Origin of the sequence: Pseudomonas sp. WS 5078 (assembly GCF_012985745.1) — a bacterium.
In the GTDB taxonomy this organism is placed as follows: domain Bacteria; phylum Pseudomonadota; class Gammaproteobacteria; order Pseudomonadales; family Pseudomonadaceae; genus Aquipseudomonas; species Aquipseudomonas lundensis_A.
In genome coordinates this window covers 147265-170857 of record NZ_JAAQWX010000005.1, presented here as the reverse complement: position 1 = coordinate 170857, position 23593 = coordinate 147265, and the positions used below count along the sequence as shown (strand labels likewise).

At 58.4% G+C, this 23593-nt stretch carries 26 protein-coding genes; 14 read left to right on the top strand and 12 right to left on the bottom strand.

Going from position 1 to position 23593, the window contains the following annotated elements; all coding sequences use genetic code 11:
* Positions 1–36: 36 nt before the first annotated feature.
* From HBN68_RS09330 to HBN68_RS09305, 6 genes are all read left to right on the top strand, one after another.
* The gene (locus HBN68_RS09330) at positions 37–339 is read left to right on the top strand and encodes an urease subunit gamma (RefSeq protein ID WP_094992003.1); all 303 of its coding nucleotides are present in this window, start codon (positions 37–39) and stop codon (positions 337–339) included.
* A gap of 9 nt (positions 340–348) precedes the next feature.
* The gene (locus HBN68_RS09325) at positions 349–882 is read left to right on the top strand and encodes a GNAT family N-acetyltransferase (protein WP_094992002.1); all 534 of its coding nucleotides are present in this window, start codon (positions 349–351) and stop codon (positions 880–882) included.
* Positions 879–1412 carry a GNAT family N-acetyltransferase gene (locus HBN68_RS09320; protein ID WP_094992001.1) on the top strand — a complete coding sequence of 178 codons (534 nt, stop codon included), beginning with the start codon at positions 879–881 and terminating at the stop codon, positions 1410–1412. The genes HBN68_RS09325 and HBN68_RS09320 overlap by 4 nt, the downstream gene beginning before the upstream one ends.
* The gene (locus tag HBN68_RS09315; protein WP_094992000.1) at positions 1409–1717 is read left to right on the top strand and encodes an urease subunit beta; all 309 of its coding nucleotides are present in this window, start codon (positions 1409–1411) and stop codon (positions 1715–1717) included. The genes HBN68_RS09320 and HBN68_RS09315 overlap by 4 nt, the downstream gene beginning before the upstream one ends.
* Positions 1718–1794: 77 nt before the next feature.
* Positions 1795–3495, top strand: coding sequence for an urease subunit alpha (ureC, locus tag HBN68_RS09310; protein ID WP_169963756.1), 1701 nt, complete (start codon positions 1795–1797; stop codon positions 3493–3495).
* Between the two features lie 149 nt (positions 3496–3644).
* The gene (locus tag HBN68_RS09305) at positions 3645–4778 is read left to right on the top strand and encodes a HAMP domain-containing sensor histidine kinase (protein WP_094991998.1); all 1134 of its coding nucleotides are present in this window, start codon (positions 3645–3647) and stop codon (positions 4776–4778) included.
* Between the two features lie 146 nt (positions 4779–4924).
* Here HBN68_RS09305 and HBN68_RS09300 read toward each other — a convergent pair whose 3' ends face one another.
* Together HBN68_RS09300 and cbpA are read right to left on the bottom strand one after the other, a co-directional pair.
* Positions 4925–5242, bottom strand: coding sequence for a chaperone modulator CbpM (locus HBN68_RS09300; RefSeq protein WP_094991997.1), 318 nt, complete (start codon positions 5240–5242; stop codon positions 4925–4927).
* A gap of 2 nt (positions 5243–5244) precedes the next feature.
* Positions 5245–6156 carry a curved DNA-binding protein gene (gene cbpA, locus HBN68_RS09295; RefSeq protein ID WP_094991996.1) on the bottom strand — a complete coding sequence of 304 codons (912 nt, stop codon included), beginning with the start codon at positions 6154–6156 and terminating at the stop codon, positions 5245–5247.
* A 302-nt stretch (positions 6157–6458) separates the two neighbouring features.
* On the opposite strand from cbpA, the gene HBN68_RS09290 reads away from it, so the two are divergent.
* The gene (locus HBN68_RS09290) at positions 6459–7724 is read left to right on the top strand and encodes an Hsp70 family protein (RefSeq protein ID WP_094991995.1); all 1266 of its coding nucleotides are present in this window, start codon (positions 6459–6461) and stop codon (positions 7722–7724) included.
* Between the two features lie 56 nt (positions 7725–7780).
* Here the strand turns inward: HBN68_RS09290 and HBN68_RS09285 are convergent, their stop codons facing one another.
* The 3 genes from HBN68_RS09285 to HBN68_RS09275 form a co-directional block, all read right to left on the bottom strand.
* On the bottom strand, positions 7781–8791 hold the full coding sequence (locus HBN68_RS09285) for an AI-2E family transporter (protein WP_094991994.1): 1011 nt from the start codon (positions 8789–8791) through the stop codon (positions 7781–7783).
* Between the two features lie 192 nt (positions 8792–8983).
* Entirely contained in the window at positions 8984–9274 is a 291-nt protein-coding gene (locus tag HBN68_RS09280; RefSeq protein ID WP_094991993.1) for a PsiF family protein, read from the bottom strand.
* Between the two features lie 84 nt (positions 9275–9358).
* Entirely contained in the window at positions 9359–10147 is a 789-nt protein-coding gene (locus tag HBN68_RS09275; RefSeq protein ID WP_094991992.1) for a helix-turn-helix transcriptional regulator, read from the bottom strand.
* Positions 10148–10244: 97 nt separating this feature from the next.
* Between HBN68_RS09275 and HBN68_RS09270 the strand changes: the two genes are divergently transcribed.
* Both HBN68_RS09270 and HBN68_RS09265 read left to right on the top strand, forming a co-directional pair.
* A complete protein-coding gene (locus HBN68_RS09270) occupies positions 10245–11123 on the top strand; it encodes a DMT family transporter (RefSeq protein WP_094991991.1) in 879 nt (292 codons plus the stop codon).
* An 86-nt stretch (positions 11124–11209) separates the two neighbouring features.
* On the top strand, positions 11210–11740 hold the full coding sequence (locus HBN68_RS09265) for a ferritin-like domain-containing protein (protein ID WP_047273160.1): 531 nt from the start codon (positions 11210–11212) through the stop codon (positions 11738–11740).
* 113 nt (positions 11741–11853) lie between these two features.
* Here HBN68_RS09265 and HBN68_RS09260 read toward each other — a convergent pair whose 3' ends face one another.
* Positions 11854–13920 carry an AsmA family protein gene (locus tag HBN68_RS09260; protein ID WP_169963753.1) on the bottom strand — a complete coding sequence of 689 codons (2067 nt, stop codon included), beginning with the start codon at positions 13918–13920 and terminating at the stop codon, positions 11854–11856.
* Positions 13921–14194: 274 nt separating this feature from the next.
* On the opposite strand from HBN68_RS09260, the gene HBN68_RS09255 reads away from it, so the two are divergent.
* The 5 genes from HBN68_RS09255 (at position 14195) to ureG (ending at position 17222) form a co-directional block, all read left to right on the top strand.
* Complete coding sequence (locus tag HBN68_RS09255; RefSeq protein ID WP_094991989.1) at positions 14195–14473, top strand: hypothetical protein; 279 nt, start codon at positions 14195–14197, stop codon at positions 14471–14473.
* 150 nt (positions 14474–14623) lie between these two features.
* Complete coding sequence (locus HBN68_RS09250) at positions 14624–15256, top strand: TetR family transcriptional regulator (protein ID WP_094991988.1); 633 nt, start codon at positions 14624–14626, stop codon at positions 15254–15256.
* A gap of 173 nt (positions 15257–15429) precedes the next feature.
* On the top strand, positions 15430–15930 hold the full coding sequence (gene ureE / locus HBN68_RS09245) for an urease accessory protein UreE (RefSeq protein ID WP_094991987.1): 501 nt from the start codon (positions 15430–15432) through the stop codon (positions 15928–15930).
* The gene (locus tag HBN68_RS09240) at positions 15927–16601 is read left to right on the top strand and encodes an urease accessory protein UreF (protein ID WP_094991986.1); all 675 of its coding nucleotides are present in this window, start codon (positions 15927–15929) and stop codon (positions 16599–16601) included. The genes ureE and HBN68_RS09240 overlap by 4 nt, the downstream gene beginning before the upstream one ends.
* A 9-nt stretch (positions 16602–16610) precedes the next feature.
* The gene (ureG, locus tag HBN68_RS09235) at positions 16611–17222 is read left to right on the top strand and encodes an urease accessory protein UreG (protein WP_094991985.1); all 612 of its coding nucleotides are present in this window, start codon (positions 16611–16613) and stop codon (positions 17220–17222) included.
* 82 nt (positions 17223–17304) lie between these two features.
* On the opposite strand, the gene HBN68_RS09230 is transcribed toward ureG, so the two are convergent.
* From HBN68_RS09230 to HBN68_RS09205, 6 genes are all read right to left on the bottom strand, one after another.
* A complete protein-coding gene (locus HBN68_RS09230) occupies positions 17305–18210 on the bottom strand; it encodes a cation diffusion facilitator family transporter (protein ID WP_169963751.1) in 906 nt (301 codons plus the stop codon).
* A gap of 69 nt (positions 18211–18279) precedes the next feature.
* On the bottom strand, positions 18280–19047 hold the full coding sequence (locus tag HBN68_RS09225) for an SDR family oxidoreductase (protein ID WP_094991983.1): 768 nt from the start codon (positions 19045–19047) through the stop codon (positions 18280–18282).
* Between the two features lie 720 nt (positions 19048–19767).
* Positions 19768–20484, bottom strand: a complete 717-nt coding sequence (locus tag HBN68_RS09220; RefSeq protein WP_094991982.1) for an ABC transporter ATP-binding protein — start codon at positions 20482–20484, stop codon at positions 19768–19770.
* Positions 20481–21356 (bottom strand): ATP-binding cassette domain-containing protein, encoded by an 876-nt coding sequence (locus tag HBN68_RS09215; RefSeq protein WP_094992099.1) that lies wholly within the window; start codon positions 21354–21356, stop codon positions 20481–20483. The genes HBN68_RS09220 and HBN68_RS09215 overlap by 4 nt, the downstream gene beginning before the upstream one ends.
* Positions 21357–21367: 11 nt before the next feature.
* Positions 21368–22651 (bottom strand): high-affinity branched-chain amino acid ABC transporter permease LivM, encoded by a 1284-nt coding sequence (livM, locus tag HBN68_RS09210; protein ID WP_169963749.1) that lies wholly within the window; start codon positions 22649–22651, stop codon positions 21368–21370.
* Positions 22652–22653: 2 nt separating this feature from the next.
* Positions 22654–23568 carry a branched-chain amino acid ABC transporter permease LivH gene (locus tag HBN68_RS09205; RefSeq protein ID WP_094991980.1) on the bottom strand — a complete coding sequence of 305 codons (915 nt, stop codon included), beginning with the start codon at positions 23566–23568 and terminating at the stop codon, positions 22654–22656.
* Positions 23569–23593 lie beyond the last annotated feature (25 nt).

Sequence of the window (23593 nt, the reverse complement as noted above, 5' to 3'; positions counted from 1 at the left end):
ATCGCTACTTTTTAACTGCCGAACACGGACCCTTACATGGACCTGACCCCACGCGAAAAAGACAAGATGATGATCTTCACCGCAGGCCTGCTGGCTGAACGAAGGTTGGCGCGCGGCGTGAAACTCAATTATCCGGAAACCATTGCCTACATTTCGGCCGCCTTGCTTGAGGGCGCGCGCGACGGCAAAACAGTCGCCCAGCTCATGCATGAAGGCACCACCCTGCTGACGCGCGAGCAAGTGATGGAGGGCATCCCGGAAATGATCCCTGACATCCAGGTGGAGGCCACGTTCCCGGACGGCACCAAACTGGTCACCGTCCATCAACCCATCGCCTGAGGCCGAGCCATGTCTTACGTCATTCGCGATGCAATCCCGGCCGACCTGCCGGCGATACGCGAGATCTACAACGATGCCGTGCTCAACACCCTGGCTATCTGGAACGAACAGACCGTCGACCTGCACAACCGCGAGCAATGGTTTGAAGCCCGGCAAAAACAGGGCTACCCCATCTTGGTGATTGTGGACGACGCCAACGTGCCTTTGGGCTACGCCTCGTTTGGCGACTGGCGCCCGTTTGAAGGGTTTCGCCACACGGTCGAGCACTCGGTCTACGTACACCCCGATCAGCGCGGCAAACGCCTGGGCCCACAACTGCTCGCGGCGCTGATCGAGCGTGCCCGCAGTGGCGGCAAACACGTGATGGTCGCCGCCATTGAAAGCGCCAATGCCGCGTCGATTCATGTGCACAAACAACTCGGTTTCGTGACCTGCGGCCGCATGCCGCAAGTGGGGATCAAATTCGGCCGCTGGCTTGACCTGACCTTCATGCAACTGATGATCAACCCCGGCGCCCTTCCCCCGCAGGAGCACGCTCAATGAGCCACGAGCAGGTGTTACAGGTCACCCCGCAAACCTTCAATAACTACCGGGAAGGGCTGATAGCCCTGCTGGTCGATGCCGTGCACCACGGCGCTTCGGTCGGCTTTATGGACGATCTGGACGTGCCGCAGGCCAGCGCTTACTTCTGCGAGGTGCTGAGCCAACTGGAACAAGGCAGCCTGTTGCTCTGGGTGCTGGTCGAAGATCAACGGGTGCTGGCCAGCGTGCAGCTGGCCCTGTGCCAGAAAGCCAATGGCCTGAACCGCGCCGAAGTGCAAAAGCTGCTGGTACTCAACGAAGCACGCCGCCGGGGGCTGGGCCAGGTATTGATTCAAGCGCTGGAAAACGGCGCGCGTCAGCAAAAACGCGGTTTGTTGCACCTCGACACCGAGGCCGGTTCGCCCGCTGAAAATTTCTACAGCGCATTGGGCTACACCCGCGTCGGCGAGCTACCCAACTACTGCCGCAGCCCCGACGGCCATTACAGCCCGACCGCCATCTACTTCAAAACCTTGAGTGAACCGCAATGATTCCAGGCGAATACCGCATCGAGTCAGGGGATATCGAGCTAAACGCCGGCCGACGCACGCACACCCTGAAAGTGTCCAACCGTGGCGATCGGCCGATTCAAGTCGGTTCGCACTACCACTTCTTTGAAACCAACGATGCGCTGATGTTCGAGCGCGGCGAAAGCCGGGGCATGCGCCTGAACATTCCGGCTGGCACCGCCGTGCGTTTTGAACCGGGCCAGAGCCGCGACGTTGAGCTGGTTGAACTGGCCGGTCTGCGCCGGGTATTCGGCTTTGCCGGGCGGGTCATGGGCGATCTGGACTGACAGTGGCATTGGCATGTAAACGCCCGCTCGCCGCCCTCGGCAGCAACCGGGTTTGACTTAACGCTCAGGAACGCATCATGAAAATATCCCGCCACGCCTATGCCGATATGTTCGGCCCGACTGTAGGTGACAAGGTTCGTCTGGCTGACACGGAGCTGTGGATTGAGGTCGAGCAGGATTTCACCACCTACGGGGAAGAAGTGAAGTTCGGCGGCGGCAAAGTGATCCGAGACGGCATGGGCCAAAGCCAATTGCTGGCGGCCGAGGTGGTGGACACGTTAATCACCAACGCGCTGATCATCGACCACTGGGGCATCGTCAAAGCCGACGTGGGCCTGAAGAACGGCCGCATTCACGCCATCGGCAAAGCGGGCAACCCGGACGTGCAGCCCAATGTCACCATCGCCATTGGCGCCAGCACCGAAGTAATTGCCGGTGAAGGCATGATCCTCACGGCTGGCGGCATCGACACTCACATTCATTTCATCTGCCCGCAGCAGATCGAAGAAGCGCTCAACAGCGGCGTAACCACCATGATCGGCGGCGGCACCGGCCCGGCCACCGGCAGCAACGCCACCACCTGCACCCCTGGCCCGTGGCACATGGCGCGCATGCTGCAAGCGGCAGACGCGTTCCCGATGAACATGGGGTTTACCGGCAAGGGCAACGCGAGCTTGCCGCAACCGTTGATCGAACAAGTCGAAGCTGGCGCCATCGGCCTCAAGCTGCATGAAGACTGGGGCACCACCCCCGCGTCCATCGACAACTGCCTGACCGTTGCCGACCAGTACGACGTGCAGGTGGCGATTCACAGCGACACCTTGAACGAATCCGGCTTTGTGGAAACCACCCTCGCCGCCTTCAAAGGCCGCACCATTCACACCTATCACACCGAAGGCGCGGGCGGCGGCCATGCACCCGACATCATCAAGGCCTGCGGCCTGACCAATGTACTGCCCAGTTCCACCAACCCGACCCGCCCCTTCACCCGCAACACCATCGACGAACACCTCGACATGCTGATGGTCTGCCATCACCTCGACCCGAGCATCGCTGAAGACGTGGCCTTCGCAGAAAGCCGTATCCGCCGCGAAACCATTGCCGCTGAAGACATCCTGCATGACCTCGGCGCATTTTCGATGATCAGCTCCGACAGCCAAGCCATGGGGCGCGTGGGAGAAGTCATCACCCGCACCTGGCAGACCGCCGACAAGATGAAGAAACAACGCGGCCCGTTGCCGGAAGACGCGGTTGGCAACGACAACTTTCGTGCCAAACGCTACATCGCCAAATACACCATCAACCCCGCCATTACCCACGGCATCAGCCATGAAGTAGGCTCGGTCGAGGTGGGTAAGTGGGCCGACCTGGTGCTGTGGCGCCCGGCGTTTTTCGGGGTCAAACCGACATTGATTCTCAAAGGCGGCGCGATTGCGTCGAGCCTGATGGGTGACGCCAACGCCTCAATACCGACGCCACAGCCGGTTCACTACCGACCGATGTTCGCCAGCTACGGCGGCTCGCGTCACGCCACGTGCCTGACCTTTATCAGCCAGGCCGCAGCCGAAGCGGGTGTGCCTGAAACCTTGGGCCTGAAGAAACAGATTGCCGTGGTCAAAGGCTGTCGCGATGTGCAAAAGACCGACCTGATCCACAACGGTTACCTGCCCGACATTGAAGTCGACCCGCAGACTTATCAGGTCAAGGCGGACGGCGTGTTGCTGTGGTGTGAACCGGCCGACGTGTTACCGATGGCGCAGCGTTACTTCCTGTTTTGAACCTGCACCCCGGCCGTGAAAGGCACTGCCCTGCACAAGCTTTGCCCTTCACGTGACGAAACAAGCCTGCGGTAGTACTGAAGCGCGCTATTAGGCGCTAATATGCCTCACCTTTTTTGACTACCGCTCTTGCAGCAAGGTGTTTGGGCATGCGCCTTTCCGAATTCATCGTGCAAAACGCCAATCGTATCGTCGATGAGTGGGAGCGCTTTGCCGAAACCATCACACCTGCGGCCGAGAACATGGACAGCGTGGCCTTGCGCGACCACGCCAAAGCCATTCTATTGGCAGCCTCGCGTGACATGACCACTGCGCAAACAGCCAGTGAGCAACAAGCCAAGGCCGAAGGCGAAGGCCCGGATAAAACCCCGAGCCTGGACGAGGCAGCCGCCAGCCATGGCGAGTTGCGTCATACCGTCGGTTTCGATCTGGTGCAAATGACGTCCGAGTTCCGGCACTTGCGCGCGTGCGTCATCCGGTTGTGGGTCGATAGCCTGCAAGCCCCGGAACATGAGCACTTTCAAGACATGATCCGCTTCAACGAAGCCATTGATGAAGCGCTGGCCGAATCCACGGCCGCGTATGCGGACCAGGTCAATCGCTCGCGGGATATCTTTCTGGCCATTCTGGGCCACGACCTGCGCGCCCCGCTGCAAGCAGTGAGCATGTCCACCGAGATGCTGGAGCGCAAAGCCAAGCTCGACGCCGACGCCTTGAATTATGTGAGCGCCATCAAAAACGGTGCACGCCACATGGGCTCAATGGTCAGTGATCTACTGGCATTTGTACGCAGCCGTCTGGGCAGCCAGCTCCCGATTGAACCGGTGAAGCTGGATCTGGGCGAGGCCTGCCACGCGGCCCTGGCCGAAGCCTGTGCCGGTCAACCGGACTGCGAGCCCGTATTGACGATTGACGGGCCGGTAGAGGGTGAGTGGGATCGCGGTCTGATTAATCAGTTGCTGCAAAACTTGATTGGCAATGCGCTGCAACATGGCAGCAAAAGCCGCGTGGTGACGGTGACTCTGACTGGCGGTGCAGAGCAGGTTCTGCTCTCGGTCCACAACCGCGGCACGCCCATTGATGAAAGTTCACTGGCGACCTTGTTTGACCCGCTGGTGCGCAGCCCGAGTGAAGACCTGAGCGTACCGGGCACCTCGACCAGTCTGGGCCTGGGCCTGTATATCGTCAAAGAGGCGGTCAGCGCCCACAGTGGCACCATCGAGGTCACATCGACCCTCGCTGAAGGCACAACGTTTACCGTGGTGCTGCCTAAAAAAGCTTGAGACACCGCACTGTTCGGCAGCGACGACACGCCGGGGCATCGACCCCGTGTCGTCGCCGTCGAGGAACAACTGCGCCGCCGATGGCCCGGCAATGCTGCAGCCACACCCGCAATTACCTCGTTGCCAAGGGTGCGCCCACAGACCGGTCACACGTTGGGATTACTGCCCACAAACCGCCCCAATTGCTGCTTCAAACGGCGGTTTTCGGACCGCAGGTGCTGCACTTCGTCGAGCAGGTCCAACGCCAGCGCAACACCTTCCCATTCCAGTTCAAGGTCCCGGTGCAGCTTGGCTGCACGCTTTGCGATGACCAGTTCATAGTCTTCAAAACGCCACGCCTCCGGTGCGTGGCCCTGAGGTTCGATAATTCCGTGTTCGACGATCTCTATCACGTAAGTGGCCGGTAAATTGGCCTCTTCGCAGAACCTTTCCATGTCCAGCTGAACGATCAGGGTGCTGCTCATGATCAATTACTCCATTGGGCTCTCGGATCAAAGGCGGCTTTGTCAGCCAGCTCTTGCCACAAGGTTTTGCTCGCTTCGTCAGTGTGTTTGGGCATGACCACTTTCAACTGGGCATACAAATCGCCACGCTGACCTTTCTTGTCCATCAAACCATGGCCTTTGATGCGCAAACGCTGGCCGCTCTGGCTGTCCGGACGAATGGTCAGGTTGATCTTGCTGGTCAGCGTCGGTACGGCGACCTTGGTGCCCAGCGCAGCTTCCCACGGTGCCAGAGGCACAGTGATCACCAGGTCGTGGCCTTCGACGTCGAACTTCGGATGCGGTGCAAACCGAATGATCAGGTATAGATCACCATTGGCCCCGCCGCCCATGCCCGGGCCACCCTGACCTTTGAGGCGAATCCGCTCACCGTCGGTGACGCCAGCCGGGATCTTCACGTTCAGGGTCTTGCTGTTGCCGCCCACCTGAAAGCTGATCTGCTTGGACTCGCCTGACAGGGTTTCTTCCAGAAAGATCGGCAATTCCATTTCAACATCCTGACCGCGACGCCCTGCGCTGCGGCTTGATTGACCACCAAAGCCATTACCGCGCGAACCGAAGATCGAGCTGAAAAAGTCCGAAAAATCGCCAGCATCCTCGAAACCGCCGCTGGAACGGCCTTGCCAGCCAGGAGGGCCCTGGAAAGGTTGGCCGTGCTGACCGTACTTGCGAATCTCATCGTACTCGGCACGTTTGTCGGCGCTTTTGAGGGCTTCATACGCCTCGTTGACGTCCTTGAATTTACTCTCGGCGTCCTTCTCTTTGCTGACATCCGGGTGATATTTGCGCGCCAGCTTGCGATAAGCGGTCTTGATCGTCTTATCGTCGGCTGTGGGGTCTACACCCAGAATCTTGTAATAGTCTTTGAAGTCCATGTAAGGATCACCATCCGTTATCAATATCGCGCCACTCAGACCACCCACAATGCTTGGGTTGGCCAGTCTGTCGATTGACCGATCTCAATCTTCCGACGCTACGGCGCTGCAAAAAGTTTATCGGCAGCCTACGGGCTTCACTGAGTTGCCTTACAACCACCAAGCCAATGTCTGGAAGTTTGGGGGTGAAGGATAGTCTTTCAAGGGCATTAAAACCTGCGAATTAACGAATAAGCACACTTCGATTCTGAGAGCGTCTGACATACACTGCGCGGCCGTTTTTTAACCGGAACACGACAGACATGAAAAACGCCTCTCCGGCCCGTGCCTGCGGCATCGACTTCGGCACGTCAAACTCCACCGTCGGCTGGCTGCGCCCAGGCGTGGAAACCCTCATTGCGCTGGAGGACGACAAGATCACCCTGCCCTCGGTGGTGTTCTTCAATATTGAAGAGCGCCGCCCGGTGTATGGCCGTCTGGCGCTGCATGAGTACCTGGAAGGCTACGAAGGCCGCCTGATGCGCTCGCTCAAAAGCCTGCTGGGTTCCAAGCTGATCAAGCACGACACCAGTGTTCTGGGCACCGCCATGCCCTTCAAGGACTTGTTGGGGCTGTTTATCGGCCAGCTGAAAAAACGCGCCGAAGCGACCGCCGGTCGTGAATTTGAGGAAGTGGTCCTGGGCCGCCCGGTGTACTTCGTCGATGACGATCCGCTGGCTGACCAGGAAGCCGAAAACACCCTCACCGACGTGGCCCGTGCCATTGGCTTCAAGGAAGTGTCGTTCCAGTACGAACCCATCGCCGCGGCCTTCGACTACGAGTCGACCATCGAACGTGAAGAGCTGGTGCTGATTGTCGACATCGGCGGTGGTACGTCCGACTTCTCGCTGGTGCGCCTGTCGCCAGAGCGGCGCGGCATGGACAACCGCCAGGACGACATTCTGGCCACCGGCGGTGTGCACGTGGGCGGCACCGACTTCGACAAACAACTGAGTCTGCACGGCGTAATGCCGCTGTTCGGCTACGGCAGCCGCATGAAAAGCGGTGCGTACATGCCAACCAGCCACCACATGAACCTGGCGACCTGGCACACCATCAACTCGGTGTACTCGCAGAAATCCCAACTGGCCTTGGGCAGCATGCGCTATGACATCGAAGACACCGGCGGCATCGACCGCCTGTTCAAGTTGATCGAACAGCGCGCCGGACACTGGCTGGCCATGGAAATCGAAGAAACCAAAATCGAACTGACCCGCAACGACAGCCGCCACGTGCCGCTGGACCGTATCGAAGCAGGACTCAATGTTGACCTGAGCCGTGCGATGTTCGAAGCCTCGATCGACAACCAGCTCGAACGCATCCGCAACAGCGTGACCCAACTGTTGGGCAATGCCGGGGTGGGTGTAGAGCAGGTGGACACCGTGTTCTTCACGGGCGGTTCGAGCGGTATTCCGGCATTGCGCCAGAGCGTTTCGGCCATGCTGCCCAATGCACGTCATGTCGAAGGCAACATCTTCGGCAGCATCGGCAGCGGTCTGGCGATTGAGGCCAAAAAGCGTTACGGCTAAAAGCCCCTCACACTGTCCCTCTCTAGAAGGAGAGGGTCAGGCGTGAAGGCAAGCGGTTAGACCAACTCCACCTGCTTCAACTCACTCTTCAAATACGCGTAATAAATCGGTCCTGCCACCACACCCGGCAGGCCGAACGCGGCCTCGAATACCAGCATCGCCAGCAGCAACTCCCACGACTTGGCACTGATCTGCCCGCCCACAATCTTGGCGTTCAAAAAGTATTCCAGCTTGTGGATAACGATCAGGTACGCCAACGCCCCTACCGCCACCCAAATCGACAGCGACAACCCCACAATGGTGATCAGTGTGTTGGAGATCAGGTTGCCAATCACCGGCAACAGACCCAGCAGGAAGGTCAACACGATCAGGGTTTTGGTCAACGGCAAGTGAACGCCAAACAACGGCAGCACCACGGCCAGGAAGACCCCGGTAAACGCGGTATTGAGCAGTGCGATTTTGATCTGCGCGAAGACAATGTTGCGAAACGCTTGAACCAGCAGGTGCAGGCGCTCGAACAGTGCGGCGGACAAGGGCTTGCGGCGGCTCACGTCAGGGATGCGCTGCAAGGCAATGATGGCGCCCAGCACCATACCGATCAGCAACGTCACGAACATGTGCGCCGCGTCTTTGCCGACCAGTTGCAGGTCGCTCAGGTGCTTGTTCATCCATGCCCCGATGGCGACGCGGAACTCCGCCGCACTGGCGGGCAAGTAGCTGTCTAAAAATGGCGGTAACTGGCCGCGGGCCTTGTCGACCACGGCCATGAACTTATTCAAAGAGGCACCAGGATTTTCGGCCTCATGCAGCAAAAAGCTGATGGCCCCGGCAAAAATCAGCGCCAGCACGCTGACCACTAATGTGCCCAGCAGCATCACCGCCAGCCAGCGCGCACGGCGCCCGGCGATCAGGCGTTGCAGTTGCGGGGTGAGCATGTTGACCAGCTCGTACACCAGCAAACCCGCCAGCAGGCTGGGCAACAGCCGCAAAGGAAATACCAGCAACAAGCCGCCCGCAATAATGATGTAGCTGGCCAGCACGATGTGACGCTGAGAAAACGATGGCATACAGCCTCAAAACAAGCAGGGTGAAAGGACAGGCAGTCTGCCAGCCTTCGACCGGGATCACTACAGAATGTGACTCAAGGAGGGTGGCGTCAGGCCCTCTGTTTGGCGCTGCGGGAAGCCGCGAAGGGTTTGCTGACGCCTGGCGCGGCAACGCTTCGCAGCCTCCCGCAGCCACCACAGGCCGGTTGCGGGTTACTTTTTCTTCAGGCAATCGCTCATGAACGCTTTACGCGCATCGCCTTTGAGGGCTTGGGTGGTTGCCGTGGCATTGCAGGTTTTCATTTTTTCCTGCTGGGTCATGGCAGCGGCCGGCTTGGCTTTGAGGCAACTGCTCATGAAGGCTTTACGCGCATCGCCTTTGAGGGTTTTGGCACTGGCCTCGGCGTTGCACGCGGTCATTTTGTTTTGTTGGGCCGTGGCCGCAAAGCCTTGGGAACACAGCAACATACCCACCATCAGCAAAGGAACACGCAGCATCTTCATGGAGTTTTCTCCTTGTGGCCGCAGCGGACGCGGCGGACTTCATCGCAGTGTAGACAAACTCTGTTACAGCTTCCTCATGCGCGCCTAAACATGCCGCGCCTTGCGCCGATACTGCTCGGGCGTACAGCAAGCCAGACGCTGAAACATCGCAATAAACGCCGACGCGGTGCTGTAACCCATGTCGAAACCAATGTCTTGCACGCTGCGCGCAGACGACTCCAGCGCTTCAATTGCCGCCAAAAAACGCAGGCGTTGGCGCCACTCTCCAAAGCTCATGCCCAACTCGCGCACAAACAGCCGCGCCAGCGTGCGCTCACTGACATGCACCTGCGCGGCCCACTGCCCCAACGGGCGGTTATCACCCGGTTGTTGCTGCAGCGCTGTAAGCACCCCTTGCAAGCCGGGGTGATTGGCGTAAGGCAAAAAGCATTGATGCACCGCCGCCTGGCGCAGTTGATCGACCAGCACGTGCGCAAGGCGCTGGTCGGCCTCGCCTTCGGGAATGTTGACATCGCGGCGGGCAAAATCGCTGAGGATGGCTTTAAGGATGTCGCTGATCGCCAGCGTGACAGGCTGAGTCGGCAGGTGCTGGCAATGCGCCGCATCCAGATACACCGAGCGGTAAACAATCGCCTGGGCATTGTAGGCACTGTGCTCAGTATTGGGCGGGATCCATAACGCGTACTGCGGCGGCGACATGAAACGCTGCCCCTCAACCTCAAAGCGCATGACGCCATGGGCTACATAATCCAGCGAACCCCAAGCATGCCGGTGAGGGCACGCGTGGCTGTGCGCGTCGATTTCGGCATAGCGAAAGTAGACCGGAGCCGGTAATTCATCGAACTCGGGAACGCTGATCAGGTTCTTGCGCATGCTGTCTGGATTCACGAAGAGGTTGGCTGGATCGAAGTATAGGCCTGTGAACAGACAAGCGGATAATCGCCGCTCATTAATCCTGTGGTTGTTCCTGATGCAATACGCTTACCCGCTTCTGGCCATTTTTATCTGGGCCGGCAATACCGTGATCAACAAACTTGCCGTGGGCGCGATCTTCCCCTCGGAGATCGGTTTTTATCGCTGGCTATTGGCCGGCCTGTTGTTTACTCCGTTCATGATCAAACCCGTTCTGGCCAACTGGTCAGTCATCCGCCCCAACCTGGGCAAGATCTTTGTCCTCGGCGTGCTGGGCATGGCGGTGTATCAAAGCCTTGCGTACTACGCGGCCGCCCGCACCTCGGCCACCAACATGGGCATCATCTTGTCGCTGATGCCGTTGATGGTGCTCACCTTGTCCATCATTAGCCTCGGCCAGCGCCTGACCGCCGGTGCGTTGGTGGGCGCCGTGCTGTCGTTTTTTGGCGTGCTGGTGGTGGTTTCCAGTGGCAGCCTCGGCACCCTGCTCGATCAAGGTTTGAACCTCGGTGACGCCATGATGCTCGTCGCCACCCTCGCCTACGCGATTTACAGCACCCTGCTCAAGAAGTGGCAATTGCGCTTGCCGCCGCTGCAAATGCTCTACTTGCAAGTGCTGGTGGCGATTGTGGTGCTGCTGCCGCTGTACCTGATCTCACCGAAGGTCGGCCCGACCGTGCACAACATCGGGCTGGTGCTGTACGCCTGCGTCCTGGCATCGATGATCGCACCCTTGGCCTGGATGAAGGCCGTAGCGCTCCTGGGGCCGAGCCGCACCACGCTGTTTTTCAACCTGCTGCCCTTGATCACCGCCCTGATCGCCGCCGTGGTACTTAAAGAGCAGTTGCACCTGTTTCATCTGGTGGGCGGAGCATTGACACTGGGCGGGGTGATTCTGTCGGAACGCTGGACCACCCCGGTGCGCAACATCCGATAAAACTTTCTCGGCGCGCTGAACTCACACCCTATGAACCGACTTCGCCAGCAGAGCGAGGCGGCAACCGGATTAGTGAGGAGATTGAAATGACCGAGATCACGTTGTCAGACAAGCAAACCCTTCGCGAACGCGCTCGTAAGAATGTCGAAGAAGGTGCCGTAACAGAAGGCTACAGCGCAGACCGCGAAGAAATTTTGCGCTTGCTCAACGAGTCGCTGGCCACTGAGTTGGTGTGTGTTCTGCGTTACAAGCGCCACTACTTCATGGCCAGCGGCCTGAAAGCCAGCGTCGCGGCGGATGAGTTCCTGGAGCACGCCAATCAGGAAATGGAACACGCCGACAAACTGGCCGAGCGCATTGTTCAGCTGGGCGGTGAGCCCGAGTTCAACCCAGACTTGCTGTCCAAGAATGCCCACGCCCAATACGTGGCGGGTACGACCTTGAAGGAAATGGTTTACGAAGATTTGGTTGCCGAGCGTATTGCCGTCGACAGCTACCGTGAAATCATTCAGTACATCGGCGACAAAGACCCGACCACACGCCGGATCTTTGAAGACATCCTCGCGCAAGAGGAAGAGCACGCCGACGACATGGCAGACATTCTGCAAGACCTGTAAGCCATCTCAAGTGTTACAAAGCCCGCCCACAGGCACCTGGGGGCGGGCTTTTTTGCGTATACCCAAAAGTGCCCTAACCCTCTTCCATACAGAAGGTCAGGGTTGGGCAGCCTTTATTTCACCGTCTTAGGCACTTTCCCTTGCTGCATCTGTTGCAGCAGCGGTGCGCACTGGTTGGGCTCGTCGCCACTGGGCGCGATCAACGCCAGCAACCCGGCAGCCGGACCTGCAATCACACCCAAGGCGACCATGCCTGCCCCCCGTAGCATCAACGGCACGGCTTGCACACCTGCCGACGGGTTGCCAAACGTTCCGCGGACATACAACGGCGAACGCAGTGAGAACAACCGAAGCCCTTTGGACTCAGGGGTGATTTTCAGGTCCAGTTGCTCCGTGGCGAAGTTGGCGGTGCCGTCGATGTAGATGATCGCGTTCTCCGTGTCGAACACGAACAGCTGCGAGGTCGCCAGGCCGTTCTTGATGCCGACATCAGCCGCCGCGCAGTTGATCTTCACGTCTTCGTCACCAAAGATTTTACCTACGATGTAGTTACCCACGTTGAGCCCGGCAATTTCCATCAGGCTTCGGCTGATGGCGCCATCGTTGACGATCATCTTCAAGCCGCCATTGGAGGTGCCCAACAACTTGGCTACCGAATTGCCACGGCCCGAGATTTCCGCATCGCCATTAAGCTCACCAAAGCTGGTTTTCATAGGTTCAAAGGTGGGGAACAGTTGTTTGAGTTTGAAGTTACGCGCGGTCAATTTGGCCCGGCCTACGAGCGGCGTGCTACGCCCGTTGAGGCGAATCTGAGCATCCAGCTTGCCTCCCGCCACGCCGAAACGCAGGGGCTCCAGGCTTAGCTCACCCTCGTTCAACACCAGATGCGTGTAGAGATCGGTAAACGGCAACTCGGCGCTCTGCACGATGCGTTTGCCGGTGAATTCCACGTCTGCGTCCATGTCGCGCCAGCGCTCGGTACGGAACTCTTCCACTGGCAGCACCTTGCCTGCGGGCTGTTTGCTCGCACCGCCCGCAGTCTTGGGTTGCTGTTTGCTGTCAACGCCAATCAACGGCCCAAGGTCAGCCATCAATAGCTGGTTGGAGACCAGCTTGCCCGACAACTTGGGTCGCGGCTGGCTGGCAGCGTATGTCAGGTCGCCGTGGATATCACTGTTGCCGATCTTGCCGTTGAAGTTTTCATAAGTGAATACTGCCCCGCCCGGCTCATGCAGCCGGGCGATCAAGTGGCCATCTGTGGAATAGGGCGGCGAGTCGGGCAGTGTCACGCCTGTCAGGGGGTAGAGGTTGCTCAGGCTGCTGCCCGCCAGCTTCAGGCGCAGATCAAGCGCCCCCAAATTGAGCGGGTCCGTGAGTGTCCCGGCCAAAGCGACCTTGGTGTCAGCAATGCTGACTTGAGCCTGCAACGGAAATGGCCTGTTCCCATCCTGAAGCGCTAACAGGCCACCTATCTTGCCCGTGCCATCAAGTTTCTGACCGTGATACTCACCTTTGACCTTCAACGCAAAGGCATAGTCTTGCGGAGCAGCGCCCTTTTCCTGCGTCTTTTTCGCTTCTTTCTCACCGACGATTTCACTGAACGGAATCGGCTTGCCCAGTGGATCAATCAACACATCCAACCGGGTTTTCAGGGTCTGGTCATTCAGGGTCACGTGGCCCTTGTCGAATTTTATGGCGCCAATGTCCACGGTCCAGTTTGAGGGCTCGGCGTCCGGGTCCTTGGGATCGAAGGTGAATGTCCAGTTAGCCCGGCCATCAGCCAAACGCACCAGGTCAGCACTGGGCTGAACCAAATTAATGCGCGGAATGGCAACGGTCTGTGTCAGCAAGGCCAGTGGCGACAGACGAGCCTCAACCTTGTTCAGGCTGGCCATCTGTGGGGTTTTCGACCACTCGGGATTGCCCAGCGTCAGGTCTTCAGCGATCACGTGCGGCCACGGCACCCACGCGCGCCAGCCACCTTCATCGGGTTCACGCTGCCATTGCACAGCCAGATTGCCGTTGATGGCAAACGGGCGATGCAGGATTTCAGAAACCTTGGTGTTAATCGTCGGCTTGAGGCGGTTCCAGTCGAAGGTGGCGATCAGCACCACCAGCACGGCTACCAGCAGGACAAACAGGCCCACAACCCAGGCAAGAATTTTACGGGTGCGCGTCATGACACGGCTCCTTATTACGTCTGAACGTCCAGATTGCGACGCGTATAAAAGTACGACCGGCAAAGGCGGCCCAAGGTTTAACCCGTGTTCCGCTTTGCCGCAAAAAAGGCCTGGGCACTCTTTTACCTGCCCGCAAAGCTACGGGCTAGAGGCCTTTGGTTGAACAATCAATTGTGTCGATTATCACCATTGGCCTTATGAACTTTGTTATCGAAAATCCAAGCGTAGCATTGCCCCCGTACCTACTACTGCCTTGCTACGGAGCACCCGCCTCATGAAACGCCCAGCCATGTTTGGTTTGACCCTATCACTGTTTGCCTTTAACGCCTTCGCCCTGCCCGCTGAAGATCAGTCTGCGCCGTTGGTTCAACCGGCTTCGGGCACGATGAGCGAGCCCCTTGATCCGGTCGCGGAAGACGGCGCCCAACGCACGCTGGACCAACACAATCGTGTGGCCGAAGACGGTTACGACCGCACCCAGAAACAGCAGCAAAACCGTCTGGCCGAAGGTGGCGCAGAGCGTCTGGCCGAAAGGAATCAACGTGTCAGCTAAGCGCTGCGTCGTGGTCGCTGCCCCGCAACCCGCGGCTCGCCAGCGACCACCACGTTACGTTTGCCCTGCCCCGGCATTTAACTGCGTTCGACGTCATCAAAGCTGATTTGCTAGAGTGCGCCGCTGCACTTGTCAGGAAGACCAGCCCAGATGCTCCCCCGCGCTGAACAGAAGCAACAAACCCGCCTTGCGCTGATGGACGCCGCCCGCCACTTGATGGAATCGGGTCGCGGCTTTGGCAGCCTGAGCCTGCGCGAAGTCGCAAAAACCGCGGGCATTGTGCCCACCGGCTTTTATCGCCACTTCAGCGACATGGACCAGTTGGGCCTGGCGTTAGTCAGCGAGGTCGGTCAGACCTTTCGCGAAACCATCCGCCTGGTACGCCACAATGAATTGTTCATGGGTGGAGTGATCAACGCATCGGTGCGAATTTTCCTCGATGTGGTCGAGGCCAATCGCTCGCAGTTTCTGTTCCTCGCGCGTGAGCAATACGGCGGCTCGCAACCGGTTCGGCAGGCCATCGCGGCCTTGCGCGAAGACATCACCTCCGACTTGGCCGCCGACCTGGGCTCCAAGCCAAAATTGCGTCATCTGAACCCGGCTGCCCTGACCGTGATTGCCGATCTGGTGGTCAAAAGCGTATTTGCGGCGTTGCCCGATGTGATTGACCCGCCTGCCGAACCGCTGCCGGACTACCTGCAACCGCAGGCCAAAATCAGTCAGCAACTGCGCTTTATCTTCATTGGTCTAAAACACTGGCAAGGCCTGGGCAGCACTGAGTAAGCGCCCTTGCACCCCGTTGGTGCAGCAAGGCCCTGTGCGCGCACTTGTTTAGATCATGTTTCATCTTCCTGCTCTGTTTTTGAGCATAGGGTTCACGAAATCAGCGATGCCCGGCAAGGTTGGCAAGCCCCTTGCTCTGAGCATGCCTATCGTTAATCGCAGGAAGCCTACCGATGCTGGTCATTCACCGAAGAGTCGACGCCCACCCCGTGTGGAGCGCCGAGGTGCACCTCAACTTCGAAGCCCGGAGCAAAAGCCGTCTGCGCTGTTTCAGCAGTGACGGTGAAGATGTCGGGTTGTTTCTGGACCGCGGGCAGACGCCCTTGCATGACGGCGAATTTCTTCAGGCGCAGGACGGGCGCATCGTGCGCGTATGCGCCAGCCCTGAAAAACTCCTGCACGTGACGTGTGACAACGCGTTCGAACTGACCCGCGCCGCTTATCACTTGGGCAATCGGCACGTGGCGCTGCAAGTGGGTGACGGCTGGCTGCGACTGCTGGATGACTACGTGCTCAAGGCGATGCTCGATCAACTGGGCGCCTGCACCGAATCCATCGAAGCCCCGTTCCAGCCTGAGCATGGCGCCTACGGCGGCGGCCATCACCACTCCCGGGCGGGCGAAGAAGACTTCAACTACGCGCCCAGACTTCATCAGTTTGGTGTGCGTTTGTGAGCCCGGCCTGGGCGCTGCTGCGTCTGGCCAGCCCGCAACTGCCCATTGGCGGCTACAGCTATTCCCAAGGGCTGGAAATGGCGGTGGAGCAAGGCCGGGTGCGCGATCCGGCCAGCGCCGCTCGCTGGATCAACGACCAGCTACTGCTCAACCTTGCACGTTTCGAAGCCCCGCTGTTGCTCGCTCACTGCGAGGCCGCCGCCCAAGCGGACTGGCCCGCCCTGCAACGGTTTTGTGACGAACACCGCGCCAGCCGTGAAACCCGCGAGCTGCATCAGGAAAGCCGGCAAATGGGTTATTCCTTGCAACAGTTACTGACAGGTTTACCTGAACTGGATGATCCCGCTCGGCAATTTCTCTTACAGCAAGGCGAGCCGCATCTGGCGCTTGGCTGGGCACTCGCAGCGCGTGCGTGGGGCATCAGCCCACAGGATGCGTTGGCGGCATGGCTCTGGAGCTGGCTGGAGAACCAATTGGCTGTCTTGATGAAAACCATGCCGTTGGGCCAACAAGCGGCGCAGCGCATGACCAGCGAGTTATCCCCAAGCCTGCAACTGGCGCAACTGCACGCCAGTAACCTGGATTTATCCCACATGGGCAGCGCCGCTTTTGGCCTGTCCTTAGCGAGCATGGCCCACGAGCGCCAGTACAGCCGACTGTTTCGGTCTTAGGAGATTTGAATGAACACACACCCTCTGCGTGTCGGCATTGGTGGCCCGGTCGGCTCGGGCAAAACCGCACTGACGTTAGCGTTGTGCCTGGCGCTGCGGGAACGCTACAACCTGGCGGTCGTGACCAACGATATTTATACCCGCGAAGATGCCGACTTTTTGGTGCGCAACGAGGCATTGGCGCCCGAGCGCATCATAGGCGTGGAAACCGGCGGCTGCCCCCACACAGCCATCCGCGAAGACGCCTCGATTAACCTCGAAGCGGTGGATCAATTGAACCGCCGTTTTCCGGGGCTGGACGTGATTCTGGTGGAGTCGGGTGGGGATAACTTGTCGGCCACGTTCAGCCCGGAACTCTCCGACCTGACGATTTACGTGATCGACGTGTCGGCAGGTGACAAGTTACCGCGCAAAGGCGGGCCCGGGATCTGCAAGTCGGACTTGCTGGTCATCAACAAAATCGACCTGGCACCGCTGGTGGGAGCATCTCTGGCGCTGATGGACAGCGACACACGCCGCATGCGCGGCGATAAGCCATTTGTGTTCAGCAACCAGAAAACCGGCCTTGGCCTCGATGCGATCGTGGCTTTTATAGAGCGCCAAGGGCTGTTGATAACTTAATAGTGCGAGGTATCAGGGGGATTTTGAGCGCTTCGCGCCTGATCGCAGCCGAGTATGGCTGCGATCCGTCATTACGCAATGATTACGCAATCCACTTGCGGTCGCCGGTAAAGCAAATGGTCAGCCAGCGCGCGCTGTCAGCCTTGCCCAGCATCGCGGATATTTCCTCACGAATGGCATCAAGGGTATTCACACTGGTCAGTGGATAACCCGAGGGCAGCACGATGTGAATTTCGATGAAGCGCGCGCGCCCATGTTTCTGCACGTAGGTTTTGTAACCTTCAAAACCATGACGCGCCGAGGCGATTTCCAGTGCATCGCGCACCTTGTCGTCCAGCGCGTCAGGGGCAATCCCCAGCACGTCGCGCAAGGCAGGCTTGAGGATCTTGAACGCCGGCGGGAGCATGCTCAAGGCCAGCAAAATCAGGATCGCCGGGTCCACGTAGGCCGCCCACTGTGCATAACCCTGATGCTTCAAAAGCAGCGCCGTGATGAAACTTATCAACAGGCCCACCGACAACATGGCGTCCACCAGCCAACTGATGTTGTCGAACTGGATCAGTGTCGATTTCAATTTGCGATTTTTGCGCCGTACCCAGAAGTAGTAGGCAAATTCGATAACGGTAAATACCGCTGCATAGAGGATCACCAGCCCCAGTTCAATCTCGCGGCCGCCATTGATGATGCCGAACACGCCATTCAAAAAGGCGTAGATCGCAATCAACAAGAGGAAGCTGCCTTCGATCAACAACACCATCGGCTCCAGGTGCCAGAAACCGAACTGGAAACGCTGGTTGCTCTCCTTGGCGATGAGTTGCGCCGTTATGAGCATCAGTACTTTGATGAACGTCGCGATAAGCGAAAAGAACCCATCAAACAAGATGGATTGTGAACCCGAAATAAAACCCGTCACGATGCCCGCAATGGCCACCGCAAACATTAGAACTGTCGATTGTTTGAGCAGATTCTGCTCACCACGGTTACTCACAAAAACTCCTTTCAGCCCCATTGAATGCGACCCCCTCAGGAGGTCGCGGGTGGGCTGTCAGGGGCGAGTTTACTCCTTGGCGTGCCTTTCGATGGCGAAACCGCTCCAGGACTGCGTGACGGGCATCAGCTCAAGGCGATTAATGTTGATGTGGGCCGGGGTGTTGAGCACCCAAAAAATGGTCTCGGCGATATCTTCTGGCTGAATCGGATCAGCGCCCTGATAGGTCGCGTCATAGCGCGCCTGATCGCCGCCGAAGCGCACCATCGAGAATTCGCTTTCGCACAAGCCCGGCTCAATATTGCTGACGCGCACGCCCGTGCCTTGCAAGTCGCAACGCAGGTTCAGGGAGAATTGCTTCACAAATGCCTTGGTGCCGCCATACACATGGCTGCCGGGGTACGGATAATTACCGGCGATGGAACCCAGGTTGACGATCCCGGCACCGCGCCCGTAGGCAATCAGGCGCGGCAACAACAGATGGGTGGTGTACAGCAGCCCTTTGATATTGGTGTCGACCATGGTTTCCCAGTCGTCGAGCTTGCACTGCGGAGCCGGGTCGGTGCCGACCGCCAGCCCGGCGTTGTTGATAAGTCCGCGTAGCTTACTGAACGAGGGCGGCAAGTTGGCAATCGCCTCCTCCATCGCTCCACGGTCTCGCACATCGACCACCAGGCCATGCACCTCTGTGTGCCGGGATAATTCCTCGCACAGTGCGTCCAGACGTTCTTTACGACGGCCCGTCAGCACCAGTTTCCAGCCTGCTTGTGCAAACTTGCGTGCGCACGCCTCACCAAATCCAGAAGTCGCGCCGGTAATAAACAGGGTGGAAGTCATCGTGTTCTCCTTGGCTGGCGGGCAGTGTCCGCCGTGGTAATGGGACGGCCAGCAGAATGCCCCGAGTGGGTTTGGGCGGCAAGCGGGTTGCGTGCGTTGCAAGGTGCTGTGCAAAAATCAACCAACTACCTCCAGACCTTGCTGCACAAGGGATAGCGCCATATGCACTCACCTTATCCACAGGCCCGTCCACAGTCTTTGGGGGCAACTCGAAACGCGCTAAGCCCCGGCACGCAAGGCGTGCAGGCGATTAACCAAGGTTTTTTGCTTGACCTGAAGACGCACTCCATGCACACGCCCCAAAAAGGTGCGTACTGATGAACGTGCAGGGATAGCCAGAGGCCAGTAATTACGCCACTCAGGGCATTCTTTCCAGAGTTTAACCACAGACTTATCCACAGGCAGAAAGGCTTTTTTCAAGACCCTATCTATATCAACAAAGCTGTTGACAAATCGGTGGCGTGGTCGAGGAAAACTCAGCGATCAAAAAACAACCACACCTCTACAGCCCTCATAAATAAAGGGCTACAGCCAACTACTCCCACGTTACCCACAGCCACCTCCACAGCAAACGGGGACAAGTCAAAACGATGACAAAACAGCGATTTACAGCGTCTTTATGTCGCGCTTTCGCAGGGTTGCAATTTTGTTTTCCACAATTTCAGGCGGGGTAAGAAGGCTCGCCCCATGGGGCGAGCAGGGTCATGCTGACGTCGAGGTCTAATGGCCGCCCAAATAGGCGTTGCGCACCTCTTCATTGCTCAACAATTCTTTGCCCGTGCCGGTCAGGCGGATTTCTCCGTTGACCATCACATAGGCGCGGTCCGACAACCGTAGCGCATGGTTGGCATTTTGCTCGACCAAAAAGATGGTCATACCGGTTTGCGCGAGCTCCCGCAGAGTGGCAAAAATTTGCTTCACCACAATCGGCGCCAGCCCCAGGCTCGGCTCATCCAACAGTAACAACTTCGGCCTGCTCATCAACGCACGGGCAATGGCGAGCATCTGCTGCTCACCACCGGACATCGTCATGGCGCGCTGATTACGGCGCTCCTTGAGGCGCGGAAACAAGTCGAACATGCGCTGCATGTCCTCTTTGGCATGTTTGTCACCAATGGGGATGGTGCCCATGAGCAAGTTCTCTTCAACCGTCATGTCCGGAAACACACGACGTCCCTCGGGCGATTGGGCAATCCCGTTGGAGGCGATGTAGTGCGAGGACTTTTGGGTGATGTCCACGCCCTGGTAAAGAATCTGACCACCACTGGCGCGGGGCTGACCAAAAATCGACATCAATAAGGTGGATTTTCCGGCACCGTTGGAACCAATCAAGCTGACGGTTTCGCCCTCTTCGATGTGCATCGAGACCTTTTTCAACGCCTGAATCGGCCCGTAGTGAACGTCTAGTTCCTTGAGTTCGAGGATCGTGCTCGTCATATCAGCTCCTCTTCGTCAGCGCCCAGATAGGCGGCGATGACTTTAGGGTCGTTGCGAATGGCGTCGGGCCCGCCCTCGGCGATCACGTTACCGTGGTCAAGCACCACGATGTGGTCGGAAATGCTCATGACCATGCCCATGTCATGCTCGATCAGCACCACTGTCAGGTCATGCTCGTCCCGCAACAAGCGAATCATCCCGCTCAGGGCCTCGGTTTCCTGAGGGTTAAGGCCCGCCGCCGGTTCGTCGAGACAAATGATTTGCGGCCGCGTACACATGGCCCGGGCAATCTCCAGACGCCGTTGCTGCCCGTAGGACAATTCACCCGCCAGCCGGTTGGCGCAGTCCACCAAGTCCACCACTTCCAGCCAGTAGAAGGCATGGTCCAGCGCATCACTTTCAGCCTTGCGGTAGCCCTTGGTGTTGAGAATGCCCGCCAACAGGCTGCGGTTGACCCACATGTGCTGGGCCACCAGCAAGTTTTCCAAAACAGACATTTCCTTGAACAGGCGAATGTTCTGGAAGGTGCGCGCCAGACCGGCACGGTTAACCAGGTGAGTGCCGCCGAACATTTTGTAATACAGCCGGCTGCCAAACGCTTTGGGCGAGACAAAATCTGTCACCCGAAACGCCTCGCCGAGCAGTTTGATCACATTGGTGCGAGTGCCGCGCGCGTTGAGTTCGATCCTGCCGCCGGTGGCTTTATAAAAGCCGGTTAAGCAGTTGAACACGGTAGTCTTCCCCGCCCCGTTAGGGCCGATCAGGGCAAAGATCGAATTGCGTTTGACCTTGAGGCTGACATCGCTCAGGGCCTTGATCCCGCCAAAGTGCATCATCAGTTTGTCCACCGAGAGCACAACGTCTTTATCCATGGAACGCTCGCTCATGGCGCGACTCCCTTGCGTGGTTTAACCCCGACACGGCTGATGCGGATCAGACCCCGTGGCCGCCAAATCATCATCAACACCATCAGCACACCGAACAGCAGCACGCGGTATTCAGCAAAGCTGCGCAGCAGCTCCGGCGCGACAGTCAGCACGAACGCGGCAATCACCACGCCGACAGTCGAGCCCATGCCACCGAGCACCACGATGGCGAGGATCAGCGCCGATTCAAAGAAGGTGAACGACGACGGGTTTACAAAGCCCTGATAACTGGCAAAGAACACGCCCGCCAGGCCTGCCGTGGACGCACCCAGCGTGAATGCCGACAGTTTGACCAATACGTGATTGAGCCCCATGGCCCGACAGGCAATTTCGTCTTCGCGCAGGGCTTCCCATGCGCGACCGATGGGCATACGGGTCAGGCGATGCTTGATGTACAGCACCAGCAGCACCACCAAAAACAGCACGATGTAAATGAACAGGAACTTGATGTTGGGGTTGTATTCGAGCCCAAAGAACTCGTGAAACGGCACCCCGCCGTCTTTGGCGCGGCGCCCGAATTCAAGCCCCAGAAAGGTCGGCGATGGCACCGGCATGCCATTCGGCCCGCCCGTGAAAGACAACCAGTTATTGAGTACCAGACGAATGATTTCCCCGAAACCCAAGGTCACGATGGCCAGATAATCGCCATGCATTCGCAACACCGGGAACCCGAGAATGCACCCGGCCATGGCTGCCGCAATCGCCGCCAGTGGCAGCACCGACCAGAACCCCAGCCCCAGGTACTGATAGCCGAGGGCCAGGCCGTAGGCGCCGATGGCGTAGAACGCCACGTAGCCAAGGTCGAGCAACCCCGCCAGCCCCACCACAATGTTCAGCCCAAGGCCGAGCAACACGTAAATCAGGCCGAGGATCACCACGGTCAGCAGGTACTTATTGGCAAAGAACGGAAACACAATCGCAATGACGATCAGCAGTGGCACGATCCAGCGCAGCCGCGTCTTGTAGTCCGGCGGCAACACATGCACACCCGAACCCGTGGATTCAAAGCTCTGGAGCACTTTGAGGCCGCGGGGCGTTTGCAAAAACAGGCTCAAGGCAAAGCGCCCGATCATCACAATCGCCACCAGCCAGCCAACACGCGCGGGCTGCAAGTTGAAGCTGTACCCGTCGAGCACCACCCCGACAATCGGGCCGAACACAATCAGTGAGATCAACCCGGCCAGGATCGAATCCACGACACTTTTTTTCACATCAATCGGTTTGTTAAGGGCTACAGACATACTTACACCTTCGCCACTAGTGGACGACCCAGCAGGCCTTGAGGACGGAAAATCAGGATCAGCACCAGCAGCGAGAAACTGAACACGTCTTTGTAGTCAGAGTTGACCAGACCGGCGAACAGCGACTCGGAGATGCCGAGGATGATGCCGCCGAGCATGGCGCCGGGCAGTGATCCAATCCCGCCGAGCACGGCGGCAGTGAACGCCTTGATACCGATGATGAACCCGGCATAAAAGTCGAACGTGCCGTAGTTCATGGTAATCAGCACACCGGCCAGTGCCGCCATGGCTGCACCGATCACGAACACGTAGGAAATCACCCGGTCGGTGTTGATGCCCAGGATCGACGCCATCTTGCGGTCCTGTTGCGTGGCGCGGCACATGCGACCCAGCTTGGTGTACTTGATGATGTAGGTGAGCAGGCCCATACCTACAAAGGCAGCGATCAGAATGAAGACCTTGGTGTAGGTGAGCTGGACGAAACCGGTCCCGATATCGACCCGCCACGCACCGCTGAGCAGCGTGGGCACGCCTTGCTGGCGCGAACCTTGTGCGATTTGGACGTAGTTTTGAAGGATCAGGGAGATGCCGATGGCACTGATCAGTGGGGCCAGTCGTGTGGAATTTCGTAAGGGTTTGTAGGCCACTCGCTCAATCACCCAGCCATACACCCCGGTTACGACCACGGTAAAAATCAGGGTGCCAAGCATCAGCAGCGGGAAGGACTCAATACCGAAGTATGCCAACAGAGCCAGACTGATCGCCGCGAGGTAAGCAGAGATCATGTACACCTCGCCGTGGGCGAAGTTGATCATGCCGATGATGCCGTAGACCATTGTGTAGCCGATGGCGATCAGGCCGTAGACAGACCCGAGGGTCAGGCCGTTCAGCAGTTGCTGTAGGAAAATACCGTCCATAACGCAATCTCACGCACTGGAGCCA

Excerpts from the sequence above, each read along its gene's own strand:
- HBN68_RS09330 (WP_094992003.1), top strand. The coding sequence starts at position 37 with ATGGACCTGACCCCACGCGAAAAAGACAAGATGATGATCTTCACCGCA.
- HBN68_RS09325 (WP_094992002.1), top strand. The coding sequence starts at position 349 with ATGTCTTACGTCATTCGCGATGCAATCCCGGCCGACCTGCCGGCGATA.
- HBN68_RS09320 (WP_094992001.1), top strand. The coding sequence starts at position 879 with ATGAGCCACGAGCAGGTGTTACAGGTCACCCCGCAAACCTTCAATAAC.
- HBN68_RS09315 (WP_094992000.1), top strand. The coding sequence starts at position 1,409 with ATGATTCCAGGCGAATACCGCATCGAGTCAGGGGATATCGAGCTAAAC.
- ureC (WP_169963756.1), top strand. The coding sequence starts at position 1,795 with ATGAAAATATCCCGCCACGCCTATGCCGATATGTTCGGCCCGACTGTA.
- HBN68_RS09305 (WP_094991998.1), top strand. The coding sequence starts at position 3,645 with ATGCGCCTTTCCGAATTCATCGTGCAAAACGCCAATCGTATCGTCGAT.
- HBN68_RS09300 (WP_094991997.1), bottom strand. The coding sequence starts at position 5,242 with ATGAGCAGCACCCTGATCGTTCAGCTGGACATGGAAAGGTTCTGCGAA.
- cbpA (WP_094991996.1), bottom strand. The coding sequence starts at position 6,156 with ATGGACTTCAAAGACTATTACAAGATTCTGGGTGTAGACCCCACAGCC.
- HBN68_RS09290 (WP_094991995.1), top strand. The coding sequence starts at position 6,459 with ATGAAAAACGCCTCTCCGGCCCGTGCCTGCGGCATCGACTTCGGCACG.
- HBN68_RS09285 (WP_094991994.1), bottom strand. The coding sequence starts at position 8,791 with ATGCCATCGTTTTCTCAGCGTCACATCGTGCTGGCCAGCTACATCATT.
- HBN68_RS09280 (WP_094991993.1), bottom strand. The coding sequence starts at position 9,274 with ATGAAGATGCTGCGTGTTCCTTTGCTGATGGTGGGTATGTTGCTGTGT.
- HBN68_RS09275 (WP_094991992.1), bottom strand. The coding sequence starts at position 10,147 with ATGCGCAAGAACCTGATCAGCGTTCCCGAGTTCGATGAATTACCGGCT.
- HBN68_RS09270 (WP_094991991.1), top strand. The coding sequence starts at position 10,245 with ATGCAATACGCTTACCCGCTTCTGGCCATTTTTATCTGGGCCGGCAAT.
- HBN68_RS09265 (WP_047273160.1), top strand. The coding sequence starts at position 11,210 with ATGACCGAGATCACGTTGTCAGACAAGCAAACCCTTCGCGAACGCGCT.
- HBN68_RS09260 (WP_169963753.1), bottom strand. The coding sequence starts at position 13,920 with ATGACGCGCACCCGTAAAATTCTTGCCTGGGTTGTGGGCCTGTTTGTC.
- HBN68_RS09255 (WP_094991989.1), top strand. The coding sequence starts at position 14,195 with ATGAAACGCCCAGCCATGTTTGGTTTGACCCTATCACTGTTTGCCTTT.
- HBN68_RS09250 (WP_094991988.1), top strand. The coding sequence starts at position 14,624 with ATGCTCCCCCGCGCTGAACAGAAGCAACAAACCCGCCTTGCGCTGATG.
- ureE (WP_094991987.1), top strand. The coding sequence starts at position 15,430 with ATGCTGGTCATTCACCGAAGAGTCGACGCCCACCCCGTGTGGAGCGCC.
- ureG (WP_094991985.1), top strand. The coding sequence starts at position 16,611 with ATGAACACACACCCTCTGCGTGTCGGCATTGGTGGCCCGGTCGGCTCG.
- HBN68_RS09225 (WP_094991983.1), bottom strand. The coding sequence starts at position 19,047 with ATGACTTCCACCCTGTTTATTACCGGCGCGACTTCTGGATTTGGTGAG.
- HBN68_RS09220 (WP_094991982.1), bottom strand. The coding sequence starts at position 20,484 with ATGACGAGCACGATCCTCGAACTCAAGGAACTAGACGTTCACTACGGG.
- HBN68_RS09215 (WP_094992099.1), bottom strand. The coding sequence starts at position 21,356 with ATGGATAAAGACGTTGTGCTCTCGGTGGACAAACTGATGATGCACTTT.
- livM (WP_169963749.1), bottom strand. The coding sequence starts at position 22,651 with ATGTCTGTAGCCCTTAACAAACCGATTGATGTGAAAAAAAGTGTCGTG.
- HBN68_RS09205 (WP_094991980.1), bottom strand. The coding sequence starts at position 23,568 with ATGGACGGTATTTTCCTACAGCAACTGCTGAACGGCCTGACCCTCGGG.